At 67.6% G+C, this 19,077-nt stretch carries 22 protein-coding genes, 1 other RNA gene and 1 pseudogene; 12 read left to right on the plus strand and 12 right to left on the minus strand.

Annotated elements, in window-relative coordinates:
• The 5 genes from K1Y73_RS17350 to K1Y73_RS17370 form a co-directional block, all read right to left on the minus strand.
• Nucleotides 1–214 (minus strand): hypothetical protein (locus K1Y73_RS17350; RefSeq protein ID WP_225029568.1); only part of this gene is annotated, 214 nt, incomplete at its 3' end.
• Nucleotides 215–229: 15 nt separating this feature from the next.
• Complete coding sequence (locus K1Y73_RS17355) at nt 230–676, minus strand: TrgA family protein (RefSeq protein WP_225029569.1); 447 nt, start codon at nt 674–676, stop codon at nt 230–232.
• Nucleotides 677–705: 29 nt separating this feature from the next.
• Nucleotides 706–1,935: an SAM-dependent methyltransferase gene (locus K1Y73_RS17360; protein ID WP_225029570.1), complete on the minus strand. Its 1,230-nt coding sequence runs from the start codon at nt 1,933–1,935 to the stop codon at nt 706–708.
• Between the two features lie 70 nt (nt 1,936–2,005).
• Nucleotides 2,006–3,415, minus strand: coding sequence for a cryptochrome/photolyase family protein (locus K1Y73_RS17365; protein WP_225029571.1), 1,410 nt, complete (start codon nt 3,413–3,415; stop codon nt 2,006–2,008).
• Between the two features lie 4 nt (nt 3,416–3,419).
• Nucleotides 3,420–4,646 carry an aminotransferase class V-fold PLP-dependent enzyme gene (locus K1Y73_RS17370; RefSeq protein WP_225029572.1) on the minus strand — a complete coding sequence of 409 codons (1,227 nt, stop codon included), beginning with the start codon at nt 4,644–4,646 and terminating at the stop codon, nt 3,420–3,422.
• 384 nt (nt 4,647–5,030) lie between these two features.
• On the opposite strand from K1Y73_RS17370, the gene K1Y73_RS17375 reads away from it, so the two are divergent.
• Entirely contained in the window at nt 5,031–6,077 is a 1,047-nt protein-coding gene (locus K1Y73_RS17375; RefSeq protein WP_225029573.1) for an ABC transporter substrate-binding protein, read from the plus strand.
• 114 nt (nt 6,078–6,191) lie between these two features.
• Here the strand turns inward: K1Y73_RS17375 and K1Y73_RS17380 are convergent, their stop codons facing one another.
• Nucleotides 6,192–6,632 carry an Lrp/AsnC family transcriptional regulator gene (locus K1Y73_RS17380; RefSeq protein ID WP_225029574.1) on the minus strand — a complete coding sequence of 147 codons (441 nt, stop codon included), beginning with the start codon at nt 6,630–6,632 and terminating at the stop codon, nt 6,192–6,194.
• Nucleotides 6,633–6,780: 148 nt separating this feature from the next.
• On the opposite strand from K1Y73_RS17380, the gene K1Y73_RS17385 reads away from it, so the two are divergent.
• The 6 genes from K1Y73_RS17385 (at nt 6,781) to K1Y73_RS17410 (ending at nt 11,677) form a co-directional block, all read left to right on the plus strand.
• Nucleotides 6,781–8,028 (plus strand): D-amino acid dehydrogenase, encoded by a 1,248-nt coding sequence (locus tag K1Y73_RS17385; RefSeq protein WP_225029575.1) that lies wholly within the window; start codon nt 6,781–6,783, stop codon nt 8,026–8,028.
• A 129-nt stretch (nt 8,029–8,157) separates the two neighbouring features.
• Nucleotides 8,158–8,511, plus strand: a transfer-messenger RNA (tmRNA) gene (gene ssrA / locus K1Y73_RS17390).
• A gap of 77 nt (nt 8,512–8,588) precedes the next feature.
• Complete coding sequence (locus K1Y73_RS17395) at nt 8,589–9,218, plus strand: trimeric intracellular cation channel family protein (RefSeq protein WP_225029576.1); 630 nt, start codon at nt 8,589–8,591, stop codon at nt 9,216–9,218.
• Between the two features lie 37 nt (nt 9,219–9,255).
• A complete protein-coding gene (chrA, locus tag K1Y73_RS17400) occupies nt 9,256–10,566 on the plus strand; it encodes a chromate efflux transporter (protein ID WP_225029577.1) in 1,311 nt (436 codons plus the stop codon).
• Nucleotides 10,567–10,652: 86 nt separating this feature from the next.
• Nucleotides 10,653–11,111 (plus strand): SspB family protein, encoded by a 459-nt coding sequence (locus tag K1Y73_RS17405; protein ID WP_225029578.1) that lies wholly within the window; start codon nt 10,653–10,655, stop codon nt 11,109–11,111.
• A gap of 8 nt (nt 11,112–11,119) precedes the next feature.
• Complete coding sequence (locus K1Y73_RS17410; protein ID WP_225029579.1) at nt 11,120–11,677, plus strand: class I SAM-dependent methyltransferase; 558 nt, start codon at nt 11,120–11,122, stop codon at nt 11,675–11,677.
• A gap of 76 nt (nt 11,678–11,753) precedes the next feature.
• Here the strand turns inward: K1Y73_RS17410 and K1Y73_RS17415 are convergent, their stop codons facing one another.
• Nucleotides 11,754–12,245, minus strand: coding sequence for a DoxX family protein (locus K1Y73_RS17415; protein WP_225029580.1), 492 nt, complete (start codon nt 12,243–12,245; stop codon nt 11,754–11,756).
• A gap of 362 nt (nt 12,246–12,607) precedes the next feature.
• Here K1Y73_RS17415 and fumC point away from each other — a divergent pair, with 362 nt between their 5' ends.
• The 4 genes from fumC to K1Y73_RS17435 all read left to right on the plus strand — a co-directional run bounded on the left by fumC (nt 12,608) and on the right by K1Y73_RS17435 (nt 14,811).
• The gene (gene fumC, locus K1Y73_RS17420; protein ID WP_225029581.1) at nt 12,608–14,002 is read left to right on the plus strand and encodes a class II fumarate hydratase; all 1,395 of its coding nucleotides are present in this window, start codon (nt 12,608–12,610) and stop codon (nt 14,000–14,002) included.
• A 14-nt stretch (nt 14,003–14,016) separates the two neighbouring features.
• Nucleotides 14,017–14,205, plus strand: coding sequence for a DUF4169 family protein (locus K1Y73_RS17425; RefSeq protein WP_225029582.1), 189 nt, complete (start codon nt 14,017–14,019; stop codon nt 14,203–14,205).
• A gap of 46 nt (nt 14,206–14,251) precedes the next feature.
• The gene (locus tag K1Y73_RS17430) at nt 14,252–14,482 is read left to right on the plus strand and encodes an N-(5'-phosphoribosyl)anthranilate isomerase (protein WP_225029583.1); all 231 of its coding nucleotides are present in this window, start codon (nt 14,252–14,254) and stop codon (nt 14,480–14,482) included.
• A 104-nt stretch (nt 14,483–14,586) separates the two neighbouring features.
• Nucleotides 14,587–14,811, plus strand: coding sequence for a ribbon-helix-helix domain-containing protein (locus tag K1Y73_RS17435; protein WP_225029584.1), 225 nt, complete (start codon nt 14,587–14,589; stop codon nt 14,809–14,811).
• On the opposite strand, the gene K1Y73_RS17440 is transcribed toward K1Y73_RS17435, so the two are convergent.
• The 3 genes from K1Y73_RS17440 to K1Y73_RS17450 form a co-directional block, all read right to left on the minus strand.
• Entirely contained in the window at nt 14,790–15,446 is a 657-nt protein-coding gene (locus K1Y73_RS17440; protein ID WP_225029585.1) for a DUF1638 domain-containing protein, read from the minus strand. The genes K1Y73_RS17435 and K1Y73_RS17440 overlap by 22 nt on opposite strands.
• Nucleotides 15,437–15,592, minus strand: a complete 156-nt coding sequence (locus K1Y73_RS17445; RefSeq protein WP_225029586.1) for a hypothetical protein — start codon at nt 15,590–15,592, stop codon at nt 15,437–15,439. Before K1Y73_RS17445 ends, K1Y73_RS17440 begins: the two co-directional genes overlap by 10 nt.
• Before the next feature lie 117 nt (nt 15,593–15,709).
• Complete coding sequence (locus K1Y73_RS17450) at nt 15,710–16,405, minus strand: corrinoid protein (protein ID WP_225029587.1); 696 nt, start codon at nt 16,403–16,405, stop codon at nt 15,710–15,712.
• A 170-nt stretch (nt 16,406–16,575) separates the two neighbouring features.
• On the opposite strand from K1Y73_RS17450, the gene K1Y73_RS17455 reads away from it, so the two are divergent.
• Complete coding sequence (locus K1Y73_RS17455; RefSeq protein WP_225029588.1) at nt 16,576–17,664, plus strand: PA0069 family radical SAM protein; 1,089 nt, start codon at nt 16,576–16,578, stop codon at nt 17,662–17,664.
• 87 nt (nt 17,665–17,751) lie between these two features.
• Here K1Y73_RS17455 and bmt read toward each other — a convergent pair whose 3' ends face one another.
• Together bmt and K1Y73_RS17465 are read right to left on the minus strand one after the other, a co-directional pair.
• Nucleotides 17,752–18,765, minus strand: coding sequence for a betaine--homocysteine S-methyltransferase (bmt, locus tag K1Y73_RS17460; protein WP_225029589.1), 1,014 nt, complete (start codon nt 18,763–18,765; stop codon nt 17,752–17,754).
• 27 nt (nt 18,766–18,792) lie between these two features.
• Nucleotides 18,793–19,077, minus strand: a pseudogene (locus tag K1Y73_RS17465) (hypothetical protein); the annotation flags it as partial.

A 19,077-nucleotide genomic window follows, 5' to 3' on the forward strand; every position in this document is an offset into this window, starting at 1 on the left:
GCAGGGCCGAGGCCGCGCGCACCAGCATCGACCCGCGCCGGGCCAGAAGCCGCTCGGCCGGAACCTGGCCGCGACAGGCCAGGATGTCCTGCGCCAGCCGCAGATCCAGCGCCGGATCGCCCGTGCTTTGCCCCCCCGTCGCCTGCTGCCAGAAGGCGCGCCGCGCCGCCCCTTCAGGCCCCGCGAACAGCGCCTGCACCGCCTGATCCGTCACGTCCTTGATCCTTCCTCAGCGCCAGTGCCGCTTGGCCCATTCCGTCACGACACCGCCCGCGACGCCGCCCAGACCCAGCACGCCCAGCACGCCCACGGTCAGCATCCGGCGCGCCTGGTCCAGCAGGATGCGGAACACATCCAGCACCGCCACCATCGGATCGGCACCATAGGCATTCGATCCCATCGACTTCATCACCATCAGATAGGCCGAGAACAGCAGCAGCGCCAGAACCGCCAGCGTCACCGAGCTGCGCAGCCCCGAGCCGATCGCATCAACATAGCCCGCGCCCGCCAGATTGCCCATGACGCGCCAGCCGACCAAAAGGCCCAACAGGCCCGACAGTTCGCGGAACCAGCCCACGCTGGCATTTTCGCCCAGCGCCGGCACATGGGCATTGGCGGCCAGCCAGCCCAGGGCGGCGAACCACAGGGCGGCGACAAGCTTGGCGGCTGTTGGCATGGCGTCCCTTCGCGGGGCCCTGCGCCCCGTTACGACGCCGGTCCCGCCGCCGGACGGGCCAGCGTGATCTGCGTCACATCGCAGTTTCGGCCGTGAAAGGCGCCCGCGCAAGAGGTGAGGTACATGTCCCACATCCGGCGGAACCTGTCGTCAAAGCCCAGGACGCGGATCTCGTCCCAGCGCGACAGGAAGGTCTCGCGCCAGCGCCGCAGGGTCTGGCTGTAGCTGTCGCCGAATTCCAGACTGCCCGCCACTTTCAGCCCCGCCTTCGCCCCTTCGTCGCGCAGATGGCGCATCGTCGGCAGCATGCCGCCGGGGAAGATGTATTTCTGGATGAAATCCACCTGCTTGCGATAGGTCGCCCAGCGGTCTTCGGCGATGGTGATCACCTGCAGCACCGCCTGCCGCCCGGGTTTCAGCCGCTGGGCCAGGGTGTTGAAATAGACCGGCCAGTAGCGCGCGCCCACCGCCTCGAACATCTCGATCGAGGCGATGCCGTCATAGCTGCCCCGCTCGTCGCGGTAGTCGCGCAGCGCGATTTCCACCCGGTCTTCCAGGCCCGCGCGGCGGATCCGCGCCCGGGCAAACTCGGCCTGCGCGCGCGAGATCGTCAGCCCCGTCACCCGCATGCCGCGCTGGCCGGCGGCATATTCGGCAAAGCCGCCCCAGCCGCAGCCGATTTCCAGCAGATGATCGCCCGGCTGCGCCCCCATCCGGTCCAGGATCGAGGCATATTTCGCCTCTTGCGCGCGTTCCAGGCTTTCCTGGCCCGACCGGAACAGGGCCGAGGAATAGGTCATGCTTTCATCCAGCCAAAGCCGGTAGAAGTCATTGCCCAGATCGTAATGCGCCGCGATGTTCTTCTTCGCCTGCCGGCGGGAATTGGACTGCAGCCAGAAGCGCAGCTTCTCATAGCGCCGCACCAGATCCAGCCCCGGGAAATGATCGGGTACGATCAGGTTTTCCGGCATCAGGATCAGGTCGAAGAAGCTTTGCAGATCGGGCGTGGTCCAGTCGCCATCCAGATAGGCCTCGCAAAAGCCCAATTCGCCGTCGCGGATCAGCCGGGCGAAGAGATCGGGGTTTTGGACGGTGATCTCGGCCTGCGGTCCGGCCGCGGGCCCGGTGGCGCGGAACAGCCGCCCATCGGGAAGGCGAAAGTCCAGCCGCCCCGCGCCCAGCCGGCTTGCGGCGGCAAAGACCTGCGCGAAATAGCGGGGCAGTGCTGCCTGCCCCTCGGTCGTCGTCAGAACCCCCATCGTCCCCTCCGCGGATGGCCCAAACGCCGTTAACCTTCTCGCAGAAGGGGATTTCGCTCAAGCCTTTCCGTCAGGATCTGGCTTCGGCATAGGCCGCCAGCGCCCGCGCCCGGCCTTCGGCCAGCCCGATCAAGGGCTTGGGCGGCGCATCGCCCGGAGAAAGCCCCCAGGCGCGCGGCACGGCCCGGTAATAGGCCAGCGACTCGGGGCCCGGCCGCGCCTGCCCCCCGGCCAACCAACGGCGGCGATAGGCGCCGTCGGGGTCGAATTTCTGCGCCTGCGACTCGGGGTTGAAGATGCGGAAATAGGGCGCCGCATCGGGGCCGGATCCCGCCACCCATTGCCAGCCCATGGCATTCGAGGCCGGATCCCAATCGGTCAGGGTCTGGGCGAAAAACTCCTGGCCGATGCGCCAGTGGGTCAGAAGATGCTTGGTCAGGTAGCTGGCCACCACCATCCGCGCGCGGTTGTGCATCCGGCCCGTGACCCACAATTCGCGCATCGCCGCATCGACCAGCGGCTCTCCGGTCTGGCCACGCCGCCAGGCCTCGGCCTCGGCGCTGTCGCCGCGCCAGGGGAAGGCATCCCAGTCCGCACGCCAATTCTCGGTCGCCATCTGGGGGAAGTGATACAGCAGATGCCAGGCGAAATCGCGCCAGGCCAGTTCGCTGAGGAATTTCTCGGCCCCCTGCGCACCCCGATCGCGCGCCGCCAACGCCGCATGCCAGATCCGCCGCGGCCCGATCTCGCCCCAGGCGAGGTTTTCCGACAGGCCCGAGCAGGCGTCGCGGTCCAGCCGGTCGCGGTCCTGCGCATAGGTTTCCACCGGCCCGGCCAGAAACGCTGCCAGCCGCGCCTGCGCCGCCGGCTCGCCCGGGTGCTGATAGGGCCAGACCACCGCCGCGCCGCGGTTCATCGCCGCGTCGAGATGCCAGTCGGCCAATGCCTCGGACGGCACGGGATCGGCCGCGTACAACGCGCCAGCCTCGGCCGGGGGCGCCACGCCGCGCCGGCGCAGCGCCGTCCAGAACGGGGTATAGACCCGATAGGGCCCGCCCTGCCCGGTTTCCAGTTCCCATGGCTCGGCCAGAAGCGCGCCGGGAAAGCTGCGCGCCTCGATCCCGTCCTCCTTCAAGGCCGCCTTCACCGCCCCGTCGCGCGCCCGCGCCGCCGGATCGTAGGACCGCGTCCACCAGACCGCCCGCGCCCCCGTCTCGGCGACCAGCGCCTGAAGCGCGGGCAAAGCCGCGCCGCGGCGCAGGATCAGCGGCAGGCCCAGCGCCGCCAGGCCTTCGGCAAAGGCCGCCAGCGCCAGGCCCAGCCGCCCCTTGGCGGCCGCGCCCAGCGCCTCGGTCTCGGGGTCCAGCAGGAAGACCGGCAGCACCGCCCGCCCCGTGTCTGCCGCCGCCGCGACCATCGGCAGATCGTCAAGCCGCAGGTCGCGGCGGAACCACAGGATCAGCGGTGCCGCCCCGCCCATGCCGTTACAGCACCCGGTCCAGCGCCGAGATCAGCCGGCCCACCTCGTCCGGGCTGGTGTAATGCACGGCCGACAGGCGCAGCACGCCCTTGTCCAGATCCACCCCCATCGCGGTCAAGGGCCGCACCGCATAGAAATCGCCCGCCCAGCAGGCGATCCCCTCGCGCCCCAGCGCCTCGGAGACGGGCTCCGCCGCCCGGCCCAGATCGACCGCCACCGTCGGCGCCCGGTCGGCCGCCTTGCGCGGGCCGATCAGCCGCAGATCGTTGCGGGCCGCCAGATAATCCAGCAGCGGTTGGATCGTGATCTCTTCCTGCGCGCGCATCAGATCATGCACGCCCCGGTTCCGCGCCGCCGCATCGCCGCCAATGCCGTGATGCGCCGCGAGCGCGTCGATGTAATCGGCGATCCCCGCGCAGGCCGCGACCTGGGCATGGTCCGGCCCGGCCGGGGTGAAACGCTTGTAGAGCGTTGTATTGTTGAAATAATGTGCCTGCCCCGGCAGGTCGAAGCCGAAAGCCTCGCGCAGCACCATGATGCCCTGGTGGGGCCCATAGGTCTTGTAGGCCGAGAACAGATAGACATCCGCGCCCAGCGCCGGCACATCCGGCAGGCCATGCGGCGCGTAAGAGACGCCATCCACCACCGTCCGCGCCCCCGCGGCCTTGGCCAGGGCGCAGATCGCCGCGACATCGTTGATCTCGGCCACGACGTTGGAGCAATGCGGGAAGCACACCAGCTTGACCTTGCCATCCGCCAGCAGCGCCGACAGATCCGCGGGATCCAGCGATCCGGTGGGCGGGTCGATCTTCCATTCCCGGACCTCGATCCCCTCATCCGCCAGCCGGCGCCAGGCGCCGGAATTCGCCTCGTGATCCTGATCGGTCACCACGATCGCCGCGCCCTGCCCGCGCAGCCACAGCCGGACCGCCTGCGACAGAATATAGGTGTTGGCGCTGGTCGAGGGCCCGAAGGACACTTCCTCGCGCTTCACCCCCATCATCTCGGCCAGGCGCGTGCGCGCCTCGTCCATCTCGGCCCCGCCGGCCTGGGCACCGGGATAGGGCGCATAGGGCTGCACCTTGCGGTCGGTGTAGAAGCGGGTCAGCCGGTCCACCACCTGGCGGCAGGGATAGGACCCGCCGGCATTCTCGAAGAAGGCGTGGCTCGACAGGACGGGCGAGGAAAAGGCGGGGAATTGCGAGCGGACGAAAGTCAGGTCAAGCGCCATGGCGGCTTCCTTGGGTTCGGGCCGCGGGCCGGGCGGCCCCCGCGTGGTCGGGTGCGGCCCGATCCGCTGGTCAGGTCTTCCAGCCAGACCCGCGGCGCGCCTGCCCCGGGCCGAAGCCGGGGCCGTTTGGCCCAGGCCTCGGCGAAAGGTCTAGCGCCCCGGATCGCGCCTGCCAAGTGCCGAAGGATCGGGCAGAGCCCGCCGAAACAGGCCCGGCGCGCCGCCGCGGCGTGGCACGGCCCTTGCCTGCGCGCAGGGCCGCGCCAAAGGTAAAAACCGGCTTGTGACAGGACTTGCCCTGTCATAGCGTCAAGATCAGTCCCGCCGCCTGTGTCTGCCCCGGGGGGCCCGGCGGGCCCTGCCATCCCCAAACGAGGAGTCAAGATGACCCGCCACGCCACCTTCCTCGCCTGTGCCGCCACCGCGCTTGCCCTGGCCACCACCGCCCGCGCCGCCGATCCCGATCTGACCGTGCTGGACTGGGCCGGCTGGGAAATCGACGGCATGCTGCAGCCCTATGTCGACAAACACGGCCAGAAGCCGTCCTATGTCTTCTTCGCCGACGATGACGAGGCGTTCCAGAAAGTCTCGTCGGGCTTCAAGGCCGATGTGGTCCATCCCTGCGCCGCCTCGGTGCCGCGCTACAAGGATGCCGGGCTGATCGAGCCCTGGGATGTCGCGAAGATCCCGGAATTCAAGAACATTCCCGAACGGATGACCAAGGCCTTCACCGATGCCGAGGGCACCTGGTTCATTCCGACCGACTATGCCTATACCGCCATCGCCTATAATGCCGATACGGTTCCGGCCGAAGACGTGGCCAGCCTGCAGGTCTTCACCAACGAGAAATATGCCGGCCGCATCTCGATGCCCGACAATACCGATGACGTCTGGTCGCTGGCCTTCCTGGCCACCGGCGTCACCTCGTGGGACGATGTCACCGACGAGCAGTTCCAGGCCGCCGCCGACTGGCTGCGCAAGGTGCATCCGAATGTCCGCGCCTACTGGTCCGACCCGTCGGAACTGTCGCAGCTGATGGCCTCGGGCGAGGTGCAGGTGGCCTGGTCGTGGAATGACCCGGTGGCGATCCTGCTGGGCGAGAATTTCCCGGTCGGCTTCAACCGTGCCCCGGCCGAAGGCGCGGCGACCTGGTTCTGCGGCTTCGTCAACATGAAGGACGCGCCCGGCAAGGAAGACAAGGCCTATGACCTGATGAACTCGCTGCTCGCGCCCACATCCGCCCAGCCGCTGCTGGATGCGATCGGCTATTCGCTGTCGAACGATGCCGCCATGGCCACGATCGACCCCGAGGCGCTGAAGGCCGCCTATGTCGATCCGGTCACCACGACGCTGTTCGCCCAGACCCCGCCCAAGCCGGAACTGCGCGAGAAGATGATCGAGGAATTCGAGATGATCAAATCGGGCTTCTAAGCCCACGCCGCACCGCAGATCCTGCCCGGGCCTTCGCCCGGGCAGTTTCGTTTCAACCCTTGGGCGGGGCGCGAATTTTCGGCGAAAATTCGGCCGCGCGCCGCTGTCGCCGCCTTAAATCACGCTGCGGATCGCGAAGCTGGAATTGATCCGGCTGACGCCCGGCAGCCGCGACAGGATTTCCTTGTGAACCCGCTCGTAATCGCCGGCGCCTTCGGTTTCCAGCCGCAGCAGGTAATCCTCTTCGCCGGTCATCAGATAGCATTCGCGGATCTCGGGATGCTTGCGCACCTCGGCCTCGAAGGCGTTCAGCACATCCTCGGTCTGGCGGTCCAGGCTGATGCGCACGATCACCACCTGCGCCCGCTCGCCCAGCGTGCCCGAGATCAGCGCGGTATAGCCGCGGATCACGCCTGAGGCTTCCAGCATCTGCACCCGGCGCAGACAGGCCGAGGGCGACAGGCCCGCCTCGGCGGCCAGTGCGACATTGGTGATCCGCGCATTGCGCCGCAGCGCGCGAATCAGCGCGCGGTCGATGCGATCCAGATCTTGCATATTGTTGCGCCCTTCGCCCGTTCGTTGCGCAGATTGCGCCATAGACGCAGATCATTGCACGGATGCGCAGGACATTCGACAGATTTTCACCAATGCTTCCGCGGAAAAGCAGGGCGGATGGGCGCCCGACCACAGGGATCTTGCGCAGATGAAAGTCATCGTTCTTGGCAGCGGCGTTCTTGGCACCGTTTCGGCCTGGTATCTGGCCAAGGCCGGCCATGAGGTGACGGTGATCGACCGGCAGACCGGCCCGGCGCTTGAGACCTCTTATGCCAATGCGGGCGAGGTTTCCTTCGGCTATTGCAGCCCCTGGGCCGCGCCGGGCATTCCGCGCAAGGCGATCAAATGGCTGATGATGGAACATGCGCCGCTGATCCTGCGGCCCAAGGTCGATGCCGCGATGCTGGGCTGGCTGCTGGCGATGCTCAGGAACTGCACCTCGTCGCGCTATGCGCTGAACAAAAGCCGGATGCTGCGGCTGGCCGATTATTCGCGCCTGGCGCTGGCCGACCTGCGCGCCGAGACCGGCATCGCCTATGACGCGCGCCAGATGGGCACGTTGCAGCTGTTCCGCACCGAGGCGCAGCTGGAAGCCTCGGCCAAGGACGTCAAGGCGCTGAAAGCCGATGGCATCCCCTGTGAGGTGGTCGATCCGGCGGGCTGCATCGCGCAGGAACCCGCGCTGGCCCATGCGCGCGACAAGATCGTGGGCGGGCTGCTGACGCCCCTGGACGAGACCGGGGACTGTTTCAAGTTCACCAATGCGCTGGCCGAACGGGCGGCGGCGCAGGGTGTCAGCTTCCGCTGGGGCGAGACGATCAAACGCATCCTGACCGAGGGCGGCCGCGCGACGGGCGTTGAAACCGACCGGGGCGTCGAAAAGGCCGATGCGGTCCTGGTCTGCCTGGGCAGCTACGCGCCGCAGATGCTGCGCCCGCTGGGGATCCGACTGCCGGTCTATCCGGTCAAGGGCTATTCGCTGACGATCCCGATCACCGATGCCAGCCGCGCCCCGGAATCGACCGTGATGGACGAGACCTACAAGATCGCCATCACCCGGCTGGGCGACCGGATCCGCGTCGGCGGCATGGCCGAGATCTCGGGCTACAACAACCGGCTGGAACCGGCGCGGCGGCGCACGCTGGAACATTCGGTCACCGACCTGTTCCCCGGCGGCGAGACCGCGAAGGCGGAATTCTGGAGCGGCCTGCGCCCGATGACGCCCGACGGCACGCCGGTGATCGGCGCGACGCCGGTTCAGGGCCTGTGGCTGAACACCGGCCATGGCACGCTGGGCTGGACCATGTCCTCGGGCTCGGGCCGGCTGATCGCCGATCTGATCTCGGGCCGCGCGGCCGAGATCGACGCCACCGATCTGGCATTGGCGCGCTACTGATCCTGACGCGCCCGGCCCCGCGGTCGGAGCCTCCGGCGGGGATATTTGAACAGAGAGGAAAGGCGCATCGTCCCGCTGCGGCTGCCTTCCTCTCTGTATAAATATCCCGGGGGTCCGGGGGCTGGCCCCCGGCTTGCGCCGCCCCGACCCACGCCCTATATTGATCCTGTCCGGGGCAACCCGGACTATGGCGATAAACGCACCTGTAATAGACGGCTCGGACCCGGGGGCGGTACCCGGCGGCTCCACCATTCCACCCGACGTTGCGGGGGTTCGGGGCCGAAATAGGATCGACGGACGTTCAAAGAGGCCAGCTTTCGCTCGGTGAGGTACCACCGTTATCGGTCCAAGATCACAGTTGCCAACGACAACCGTGCTCCGGTGGCGCTGGCCGCGTAAGCGGCTCGCAATACCAAACATAAGCCCTTGCGCTTAGCCGCGTAAGGCGGGGTTCGCAGGTACCTGGCAACAGAAACCTGCACTTTCCCCTTCCCTGTTTCTTGCGCCCGTTGCATCGGCCGCAGCCTCGGCTAGGCTTCCCCTGCCTTTGGGAGATGCCGATGGACCTGCCCACCCCATTTCCGCTTGCGCTTTGGCTGGATCTGGCCGGCACCTTCGTCTTCGGCCTGTCGGGCGGAATGCTGGCGGTGCGGCGGCAGCTGGACCTGTTCGGGGTCATCGTGCTGGCCACCGCGGCCGCGACCGCGGGCGGCGCGATCCGCGACATGGCGATCGGCGACCAGCCGGCCGCCGTGCTGCGCGAGCCGCTGATCCTGCTGGCCGCGCTGGCCGCCGGGCTGGCGGCCTTTCTGGCCCATCCCCTGGTCGAGCGGCTGACCAAGCCCGTCATGCTGTTCGATGCCATGGGCCTGGGGCTTTTCGCCGTATCGGGCACGCAGAAGGCGCTGGCCTTCGGTCTGGCCCCGGCCGCCGCCTGTCTGATCGGGGTGCTGACCGCGGTGGGCGGCGGGGTGATCCGCGATCTTCTGGTGACCGAGATCCCGCGCGTCCTGCGCGAAGAGGTTTATGCCGTCGCAGCCATTCTGGGGGCGGCGCTGGTGGCGCTGGGGGCGCATCTGGGCTGGCCCGCTTTGCCCACGGCGCTGGCAGGCGCGGTGTTGACCTTCGCCTTGCGCGTGGCCTCGGTCCGGCTGGGCTGGCGGATGCCGCGGGCGCGCGGCCGGTCATGAGCGGCGCCCCTGTCATGACCCTGTCACGGATTTCGCCATGACTGCGCCGATGCGCCCCGACCTTGCCGAACTGACCCGCTGCTTTGCCCGAATCGGGCTTCTGTCCTTTGGCGGCCCGGCCGCCCAGATCGCGCTGATGCATCGCGTGGTGCTGGACGAGAAGCGCTGGGTCGAAGAGGGCGACTATCTGCGCGCCCTGTCCCTGTGCATGCTGCTGCCGGGGCCAGAGGCGATGCAGCTGGCCACCTGGATCGGCTGGCGCCTGCACGGGGTGCGCGGCGGGCTGATCGCGGGCGGGCTGTTCGTTCTGCCCGGGGCGCTGATCGTCTTGGGGCTGAGCCTGGTCTATGCCGGCTTTGGCGGTGTGCCGCTGGTGGCGGCGCTGTTCACCGGGGTGCAGGCCGCGGTGATCGCAATCGTGATCGAGGCCCTGCTGCGCGTCTCGCGCCGGGCGCTGAAATCGCGCGAGGCGCTGGCGATTGCCGCCGCGGCCTTTGCCGGGCTGTTCCTGCTGGACCTGCCCTTCCCGGTGATCGTGCTGGGCGCCGGGCTTTGGGGCTTTGCGCGCAGCCGCGGCGCCGCGCGCGTGCCCCCGCCTGCCCCGAACCCTGCCCCCCCTCCTGCCCTGGGCGCGCGGCGCCAGGCGCTGCGCGCCGCCCTGATCTGGCTGGCGATCTGGCTTTTGCCGCTGGGCCTGCTGATGGCCGCAGCACCGGGGCGGCTGGCCGAGATCGGGCTGTTCTTCTCGAAACTCGCCATCCTGACCTTTGGCGGCGCCTATGCGGTTCTGGCCTGGATGGCGCAGGAAGTGGTCGAGACGCGCGGCTGGCTGACGCTGGCGCAGATGATGGACGGGCTGGGCCTGGCCGAGACCACGCCGGGGCCGCTGATTCTGGTCAATGAATTCGTGGGCTTCATGGCGGGATTCGGGGCCGGGTTCGGTGCGGGATCCGGGGCGGGCGGCTGGCTGATGGGCCTGGCCGGCGCGGCGATCGCGGTCTGGATGACCTTCGTGCCCTCGTTCCTGTTCATCTTCGCCCTGGCGCCCTTTGTCGAGCGGCTGACCCATATGCCGCGGCTGTCGGCCGCGCTGGCGGCGATCACCGCCGCCGTGGTGGGGGTGATCGCCAATCTGTCGCTGTGGTTCGCGCTGCATGTGCTGTTCGGCACCGTAACCGACACCCGGCTTGGGCCCCTGCACCTGCCCTGGCCCGACCCTGCCAGCCTGCGCCTGCTGCCGGCGCTGATCGCCCTGCTGGCCGGCTGGCTGCTGCTGCGCCGGCACTGGCCGCTGCTGGCCGTTCTGGGGCTTTCGGCAGCGGTTTCGGCCCTGGCCCCGCTGGTCTGATCGACCATCTGGAACATTCGCGGCGCTGGCCCCCTTCCCTTGCCCGACGAATCCCCTATGCTGGCGCCAATCCTTTGGGGGACGGAATGGCGCGCGGGATCGACTACGGAAACCTCATGCATCGTGCGATGCGCGGCCTGATCCAGACCGTTCTGACGGATGTGGCCGCCAATGGCCTGCCGGGCGCACACCACTTTTTCATCACCTTCGACACCACCCATCCGGGCGTCGCGATCGCCGACTGGCTGCGCGCGCGCTATCCGGCGGAAATGACCGTGGTGATCCAGCATTGGTACGAAAACCTGATCGTCGATGACGAAGGCTTTTCGGTCACGCTGAATTTCGGCAACCAGCCCGAGCCCCTGGTCATCCCCTTCGACGCGCTGCGCACCTTCGTCGATCCCTCGGTCGAATTCGGCCTGCGGTTCGAAACGCATGACGAGGACGACGAGGAAGAAGAAGACGAGGAAGAGATCGAGGTCGAGGACGAGACCCCCCGGCAGGAAGCCGAAGTCGTCAGCCTCGACAAATTCCGCAAGACCTGATCCGGGGCATGGAAAGCGACCTTGCGCTGTTTCGCCGCCGGCTTCTGAAGAACCCGCGGCAGGTTTCGGCCATCGCGCCGTCGTCGCGCACGCTGGCGCGGGCGATGACGCTGGGGCTGGGGCCGCAATCGGGCCGGGTGGTGGAATTCGGCCCCGGCACCGGGCGGTTCACCGAGGCGATCCTGGCGCGCGGCGTGCCGCCGCAGAACCTGACCCTGTTCGAGCTGGACGAGGAATTCGTCACCCATCTGCGCGCCAAGTTCCCGGGCGTGACCGTGCATCAGGCCGGGGCCGAGACCGCGCCCGAGGTGATGGAGCCCGGGGTGCAGGTGGTGATCTCGGGCCTGCCGCTGCTGTCGATGCCCGAGCCGATCCGCGAATCGATTGTGGGCGCCGCCTTCAAGGTGCTGGGCCCGCGCGGCACCTATGTGCAGTTCACCTACGGCCCGCGCCCGCCCTTGCCGCCCGAGCAGATCGCCACTCTTGGCCTGAAGGTCGATCGCGGCTTCAAGGTCTGGGCCAATCTGCCGCCCGCCCGCGTCTACCGCTTTCGGCGCTGCGCCTGACCGGCGGGCAGTCTGGGCGCGGCTGCGGCGCAGCCGGCCCGTCCGCCGCCTGCGCCGCCTGCCTTTGACAAGCGCGTCAGAACTCGCGCCCAAGCTGGCGGTCGACCGAGATCCGCCCGCCCCCGAAGGCCACGATCAGCGCCGCCCCGGCCGCCCAGAACAGCGAATTGAATTCGGCCTTCGCCTGAACCTGATGCAGGAAGGCCAGACCGCCATCGCCCAGCAGCCGCGCCTGCCCCTCGGCAGTCAGATACTGAAGATTGTCCTTCAGGAAGGCCATGCCCTCGGGCGTCAGGAAGGCGTCGCCATAGGGATGGCTCATGTGGAACCACAGCGTGATCAGCAGCATCACCGCATTCGCCAGCGCGACCGGCCGCGTCAGCAGGCCAAGCGCGATCATCAGCCCGCCGCCGAATTGCATCACCGCCAGCAGCGGCGAGAAGAACCAGCCCGGCGCCAGTCCGATGCTTTCGACGAAGCCGGCCTGGGCGAGGGGCGCGATGATCTTGGGCCAGCCCTCATAGACCAGCGCACCGCCGATGATCAGGCGAAACAGCGCCCAGCCCACCGGCTGGGCAAAGCCGTGATAGAAGGGGCAAGGCCGGGCAGGATCAGCCGCCCGCCCGGGGATGAGGTCATTTCGGCAAGCTCGGACATGGCGCGTTTCCTTTCGAAGCAAGACTTCGGGCCTTCTGCTGATGTCTGGCAGGCCCGGATCGCAGCACTGTGACAAGATCGCGCCGCGACATGAAGCCCGCATGATCGCCCGCATGGTCGCCCCAGCGCTGCAGCGCCTGAAAATTCACACCCTTTTTGCGAGTGAACCTGGGCCCGCCCCCTCGAAGCGGCATCGGTATGCGACGGCATGCCGATTGATTTTGCGGCACCGCGGCGCTATCGGGGGCGCGAGAGCTTTGCAGGAGTCTTCCGATGACCGCGACCCGTACCGAGACCGACAGCTTCGGCCCGCTTGAGGTTCCCTCCGACAAGTACTGGGGCGCGCAGACCCAGCGGTCGATCATCAATTTCCCGATCGGCTGGGAAAAGCAGCCGGTGCCGGTGATCCGCGCGCTTGGCGTGATCAAGAAGGCCGCCGCCACCGTGAACGCCGCGCAGGGCGATCTGGATGCCGCGCTGGCCGAGGCGATCAAGGCCGCCGCGCAGGAAGTGATCGAGGGCAAGTTCGACGACAATTTCCCGCTGGTCGTCTGGCAGACCGGATCCGGCACGCAGTCGAACATGAACGCCAATGAGGTGATCTCGAACCGCGCGATCGAGATGCTGGGCGGGGTGATGGGCTCGAAAAAACCCGTCCATCCGAATGACCATGTGAACATGGGCCAGTCGTCGAACGACACTTTCCCGACCGCGATGCATGTGGCCATCGGCATGCATGCCCGTGACGTGCTGATCCCGGGGCTGGAGAAGCTGTCCAAGGCGCTGTGGGTGAAGGTCGAGGAATTCAAGGACATTATCAAGATCGGCCGCACCCATACCCAGGATGCGACGCCGCTGACGCTGGGCCAGGAATTCTCGGGCTATGCGACCCAGGTCGACAAGGGCATCGCCCGGGTGAAGATGTGCCTGACCGACATTTACGAACTGGCGCAGGGCGGCACCGCCGTGGGCACCGGGCTGAACACCCGCAAGGGCTATGACGCCGCCGTCGCGGCCGAGATCGCCAAGATCACCGACCTGCCCTTCGTCACCGCGCCGAACAAGTTCGAGGCGCTGGCGGCGCATGACGCCATGGTGATGTTCTCGGGCGCGCTGAAGACGGTCGCGGCCGCGCTGTTCAAGATCGCCAATGACCTGCGGCTTCTGGGCTCGGGCCCGCGCTCGGGCCTGGGCGAACTGATCCTGCCCGAGAATGAGCCGGGCTCGTCGATCATGCCGGGCAAGGTCAACCCGACCCAAGCCGAGGCGCTGACCATGGTCTGCGCCCATGTGATGGGCAATGATGCGGCGGTGGGTTTTGCCGGCAGCCAGGGCCATTTCGAGCTGAACGTCTACAACCCGATGATGGCCTATAACGTGCTGCAATCCATGCAGCTTCTGGGCGATGCGGCGTCTTCCTTCACCGACAACATGGTCGTGGGCACCAAGGCCAATGTGGCGCGGATCGAGAAGCTGATGAAGGAAAGCCTGATGCTGGTGACGGCACTGGCGCCGACGATCGGCTATGACAACGCGACCAAGGTTGCGAAAACCGCGCATAAGAACGGCACCACCCTGCGGGAAGAGGCGATTGCGCTGGGCTTCGTCGATGCCGAAACCTTCGACCGCGTGGTGCGGCCCGAAGACATGATCGGCCCCAAGGACTGAACGTCGGAGGACTGATGGCCGAGATCGTCAACCTGCGCACCGCGCGCAAGCAGGCGGCCCGCAAGGCCGCCCGCGCTGCGGGTGATGCGCAGGCGGCGAAATTCGGCCGCAGCAAGGCCGAAAAGGACCTGCAAAAGGCGCGCGCCGAAAAGGCGGCGCGCGACCTGGACGGCCACCAGCGCGAGGACGGCGAAGACGGTTAACCCGGGCTTCATCCTGATGCGGCAGCCTGCCCGCAGGAGGTGCCCGATGACCGCCATGCCACAGTACCTAAGCCCCGAGACCTGGATCCGTCACCTGTTCGCGTCGCAGGCCGCCCAGGTTGGCGGCGTGATCCGCCGCAAGATCCGGGATGTCGAACGCTTTGTCGGCCGCGAGGTGTTTCTTGATGAAATGCGCCGTCGCGGCTTTCCAGTGATCGAGAATGCCGGACAATTCGTGATCTTCTGCAATCGCGAACCGATCCGACGCGTCGCCTGAGCGATTTCTTCGAAGAAATCGCGCCGGAGCCTTCAAAGGCTCCGGACCGGAGTTTTCGAAAACTCCGGTTGGCGCAGCGTTGAAGCCCAGGCTAGACAGAGATCATGACCGCCCGCCCCGTCAAACGCTCGCTGACCCTGCAGGGGCACCGCACCAGCGTCTCGCTGGAAGAGACCTTCTGGCAGGCCTTCCGCGACATCGCCGCCGAACGCGGCCTTAGCCTGAACGCATTGGCGGCCCAGATCGACAGCACCCGCGACGGCGATATCGGCCTGGCCTCGGCGATCCGGGTCTTCGTGCTGGACCGCTACCGCGCCGCTGCGCGCTGAAGCGCCGGCACCAGATCGCCATAGCCGGTGAAACGGTATTCATAGGCCAGCCCCAGCCGCGCCGCGCAATCGCGCGCCTTCGCCTCCAGCGCCGGATCGCGGGTCTGGGCCTGATAGACCAGCTTGTCGTAATTGCCGAACAGCATGTCGCGCAGCTCGGGATGGCGATCCAGGCCCATGGGTTTCCAGACGAAGGCATCGAACTGGCGCACCAGGAAATCGGTCAGGTAGAAGGCGGTGAATTCGGTTTCGCTGATCGCCGCGAAGGCGGCATTGCCTTCGAAAAACGAATAGCAATGCGGGCCTTCGACCATCTCGACGCCCAACTCGGCGCATTTCGCCTGCAACAGCCCGCCCGTGCCGCAATCGGCATAGACCACGAAGACCGAGTCATAGGCATCGCGCCTTTCGCGCACCGCCGCCTCGACCGCATCGGTGATCTTCTCGGGCCAGAGATGCAGATTCGCCGGCAGGCATTGCAGATCCAGGTGATCCCAGCCATTCGCCGCCTTCACCGCCAGAATCTCATGCGCCAGCGCGCCACAGGCGATCAGCAGCACCCTGCCCCGGCGCGCGGGCGCAAGGCCGGTCTGGGTCAGCGTGTCGTCATCGGGCGCCGCGGGCGCTAGCGCCACTGCCGCACGCCCAGAATCACGCTGCCGGCCAGCGCCGCAAAGGAAATCGCCAGAACCGGCACCTTCGCCCAGAAGGCCAGCACCAAGGTCGCCCCGGCCGCCAGGATCACCAGAACCAGCAGCCCGAGGAAATGAGTCAAAGGCATCGACACGTCCTCCACCCATCGAATGTGGCCCTCGCTGTCGCGGAATCCAAGTCACGAAACGAAGAGGCCCCGGAGATTCCGGGGCCTTTTGAGGCAATTGCCCGGTTTGCCGGCAGATCAGCCGTTCAGCTGATTGTGCTTGCGGGCCACGAAGGTCTTGGCGGTCTCGACCGCCACCGCGGCGTCGCGGCAATAGGCATCGGCGCCGATCGCCCGCCCGAACTCTTCGTTCAGGGGCGCGCCGCCGACGAGGACGATGTAATCCTCGCGCATGCCCTTTTCCTTCATCGTGTCGATCACGACCTTCATATAGGGCATGGTCGTGGTCAGAAGCGCCGACATGCCCAGGATGTCAGGCTGTTCTTTTTCCAGCGCTTCCAGATACTTGTCGACCGAGTTGTTGATCCCCAGGTCCAGCACCTCGAAGCCCGCGCCTTCCATCATCATCGCGACAAGGTTCTTGCCGATGTCATGGATGTCGCCCTTCACCGTGCCGATCACCATCTTGCCCATGCGCGGCGCGCCGGTTTCGGCCAGCAAGGGCTTGAGGATGAACATGCCCGCCTTCATCGCATTGGCCGAAAGCAGCACTTCGGGCACGAACAGGATCCCGTCGCGGAAATCGTCGCCCACGATCTTCATGCCGGCGACCAGCGCCTTGGTCAGCACGTCATAGGGCGTCCAGCCGCGTTCCAGCAGGATATTCGTGCCTTCCTCGATCTCTTCCTTCAGCCCGTCATAGAGATCGTCATGCATCTGCAGGACCAGCTCGTCATCGGAAAGTTCAGAGAGGATGATCTCGTCGTCGGCCATCTGGGCGCTCCACGAAAAAGCGGTGTCTCGATGCTGATTGGGCCGAAACCGCCGCGGGGACTTCTCGAATAGCGACATGCCCGGACTGAAAGCCGACAGCAAGGAAAATGCACGGGGCCCGCCGCGCCCGGGACTGGCGCATGTTCCTCAAATGTTCTATATTTCGCCGCATGGCTGCCCCCCACCCTTCCCTTCTGCCCGGTCAGCGCGCCCGCGCCCGCGGGGCCCGCTCGAACGAGACCGGCCGATACGAGGCGCATCGCCGCGAGGCGGCGGATGACGGCTGGGCGCTGCCCGAGGACGACCGGCTGATCGCAACCGAGCTGCGGCTGGAACGCCCGCGTTCGGCGCTCAGCTGGAACCGCTCGCCCGACCTGCCCTTCGACCGCAGCGTGAACCCCTATCGCGGCTGCGAACATGGCTGCATCTATTGCTTCGCGCGGCCGACCCATGCCTGGCTGAACCTGTCGCCGGGCTTGGATTTCGAAACCAAGCTGGTGGCGCGGCCCGGCATCGGCGCGGTGCTGGAGCGGGAATTGCGGGCGCGCGGCTACAAGGTGGCGCCGGTGGCGCTGGGGACGAATACCGACCCCTACCAGCCGATCGAGGCGAAGCAGCGGCTGATGCGCGAGGTGCTGGAGGTGCTGGCCGCCTTTCGCCACCCCGTCGCGATCACCACCAAGGGCACGCTGATCGCCCGCGATCTCGACATTCTGGCGCCCTTGGCCGCGCAGGGGCTGGCACGGGTCGGGATCTCGATCACCACGCTGGATCCGGGGCTTGCCCGCCGGATGGAGCCGCGCGCCGCCACCCCGGCCCGGCGGCTGGCGGTGGTGCGGCAGCTTGCCGAGGCCGGCATTCCGGTGCGGGTGATGGTGGCGCCGGTGATTCCGGGGCTTACCGATCACGAGCTGGAGCCGATCCTGCAGGCGGCGCGCGATGCGGGCGCGGTGGCGGCCAGCTGGATCATGCTGCGCCTGCCCCTGGAAGTGGCGCCGCTGTTTCGCGACTGGCTGGCCGAGGCCGAGCCGCTGCGGGCGGCCAAGGTGATGGCGCGGGTCCGCGAAAGCCGGGGCGGGAAAGACTATGACGCGGCCTGGGGCAAACGCATGCGCGGCGAGGGGATCTGGTCGCGGCTGATCGCGCAGCGCTTTGACAAGGCCTGCGCGCGGCTGGGCTTCAGCACTGCGCTGCCGCCGCTGCGCTGCGATCTGTTCGAAGTGCCGCTCGCCAGGGGCGATCAGCCGAGCCTCTTCTGAACGGGTCGGGCTGCAAATTCCTTCGAAGGAATTTGCAATTTTCTTCGAAGAAAATTGCCCGGAATTTTCGAAAATTCCGGGCGCCGCTCAGCCGCGGCGGCCGCGCCGTTCCCGCCGCGCCGGGCCTTCGCCATCTGTCCCGTCCGAGGCCGAGGAAAAGCCGCCCAGTTTCGCCGCGATTTCTTCCAGCGTCGGCACCGCGCCTTTCGGGCGCGATTCCAGCGCCGCGCGCATGGCGCGCAGATGCTCGGGCATGGTGCCGCAGCAGCCGCCGATGATCCGCACCCCGGCATCGCGGGCCAGAACCGCATATTCCGCCATCAGATCGGGCGTGCCGTCGTAATGGATATGGCCGTCATGGTATTTCGGGATGCCGGCATTGCCCTTGGCGATGATCGGCCGCGCCGTGCCGGTGGCGATGAAGCCCATCACCGTGCGCATCAGATCGCTGGCCCCCACGCCGCAATTCGCCCCGAAGGCGAGCGGCGGGTTCGGCAGCTTCTCGACCATTTCGGCCATGGCAGCCGAGGTGACGCCCATCATCGTCCGCCCCGCGGTGTCAAAGCTCATGGTGCCGCACCAGGGCATGCCGGCCAGCGCCGCCGCCTCGGCAGCGGCCTTGTATTCCTCGGGCGCCGAGATCGTCTCGATCCACAGCACATCCGCGCCGCCGTCCTTCAGCCCCTCGGCCTGCTCATGGAAGATCTCGACCGCCAGCGCATGGGTCAGGCTGCCCATCGGCTCGAAGATCTCGCCGGTCGGGCCGACCGAGCCTGCCACCACCACCGGCCGCCCGGCGGCATCGGCGATCTCGCGCCCCATGGCGGCGCCGACGCGGTTCAACTCATGCACGCGGCCTTGCGCATTGTGCAGTTTCAGCCGCGCCGCGTTGCCGCCGAACGTGTTGGTCAGGAAGATGTCCGACCCCGCCTCGACCGCGCCGCGATAGAGCGTGCGGATATTGTCGGGGAGGTCGACGTTCCACAATTCCGGCGGCTCGCCCGAGGCGAGGCCCATGTTGAACAGATTGGTCCCGGTTGCGCCATCAGCCATCAGCCAGTCGCGCGTCTGAAGCAGCCGGCTCAGCGCATCGGTGGTCATCGTTTTCATCCTCCGGGTCCGGGGTGGTCAGCCCGACTTCCTGTGCCATGTGGGCCCTGACGATGCAATTTCAATCTCGGCCGCGGCGGCATGCGGCACGGGCAAGGCGGCGGGGCCAAGGGGCGGGAACGGCTGGGCGGGCAGCGGCTGGGCGGGCAGCGGCCCCGGCCGCGTCACCGCCTTGCGGATCTCGACCGCGGCCAGGGCAAGGTCGGGCGCCGCGGGGGCGGCGATGTACAGCTGGTCCCAGGCCGGGGCGAAGCCCGCCTTGAACTGGTGCAGCCCCGCGCCGGCCTGGCGCGCGCGGCGGCC

The sequence above is a fragment of the Xinfangfangia pollutisoli genome (genome assembly GCF_020179405.1).
In the GTDB taxonomy this organism is placed as follows: Bacteria; Pseudomonadota; Alphaproteobacteria; order Rhodobacterales; family Rhodobacteraceae; genus Pseudogemmobacter; species Pseudogemmobacter pollutisoli.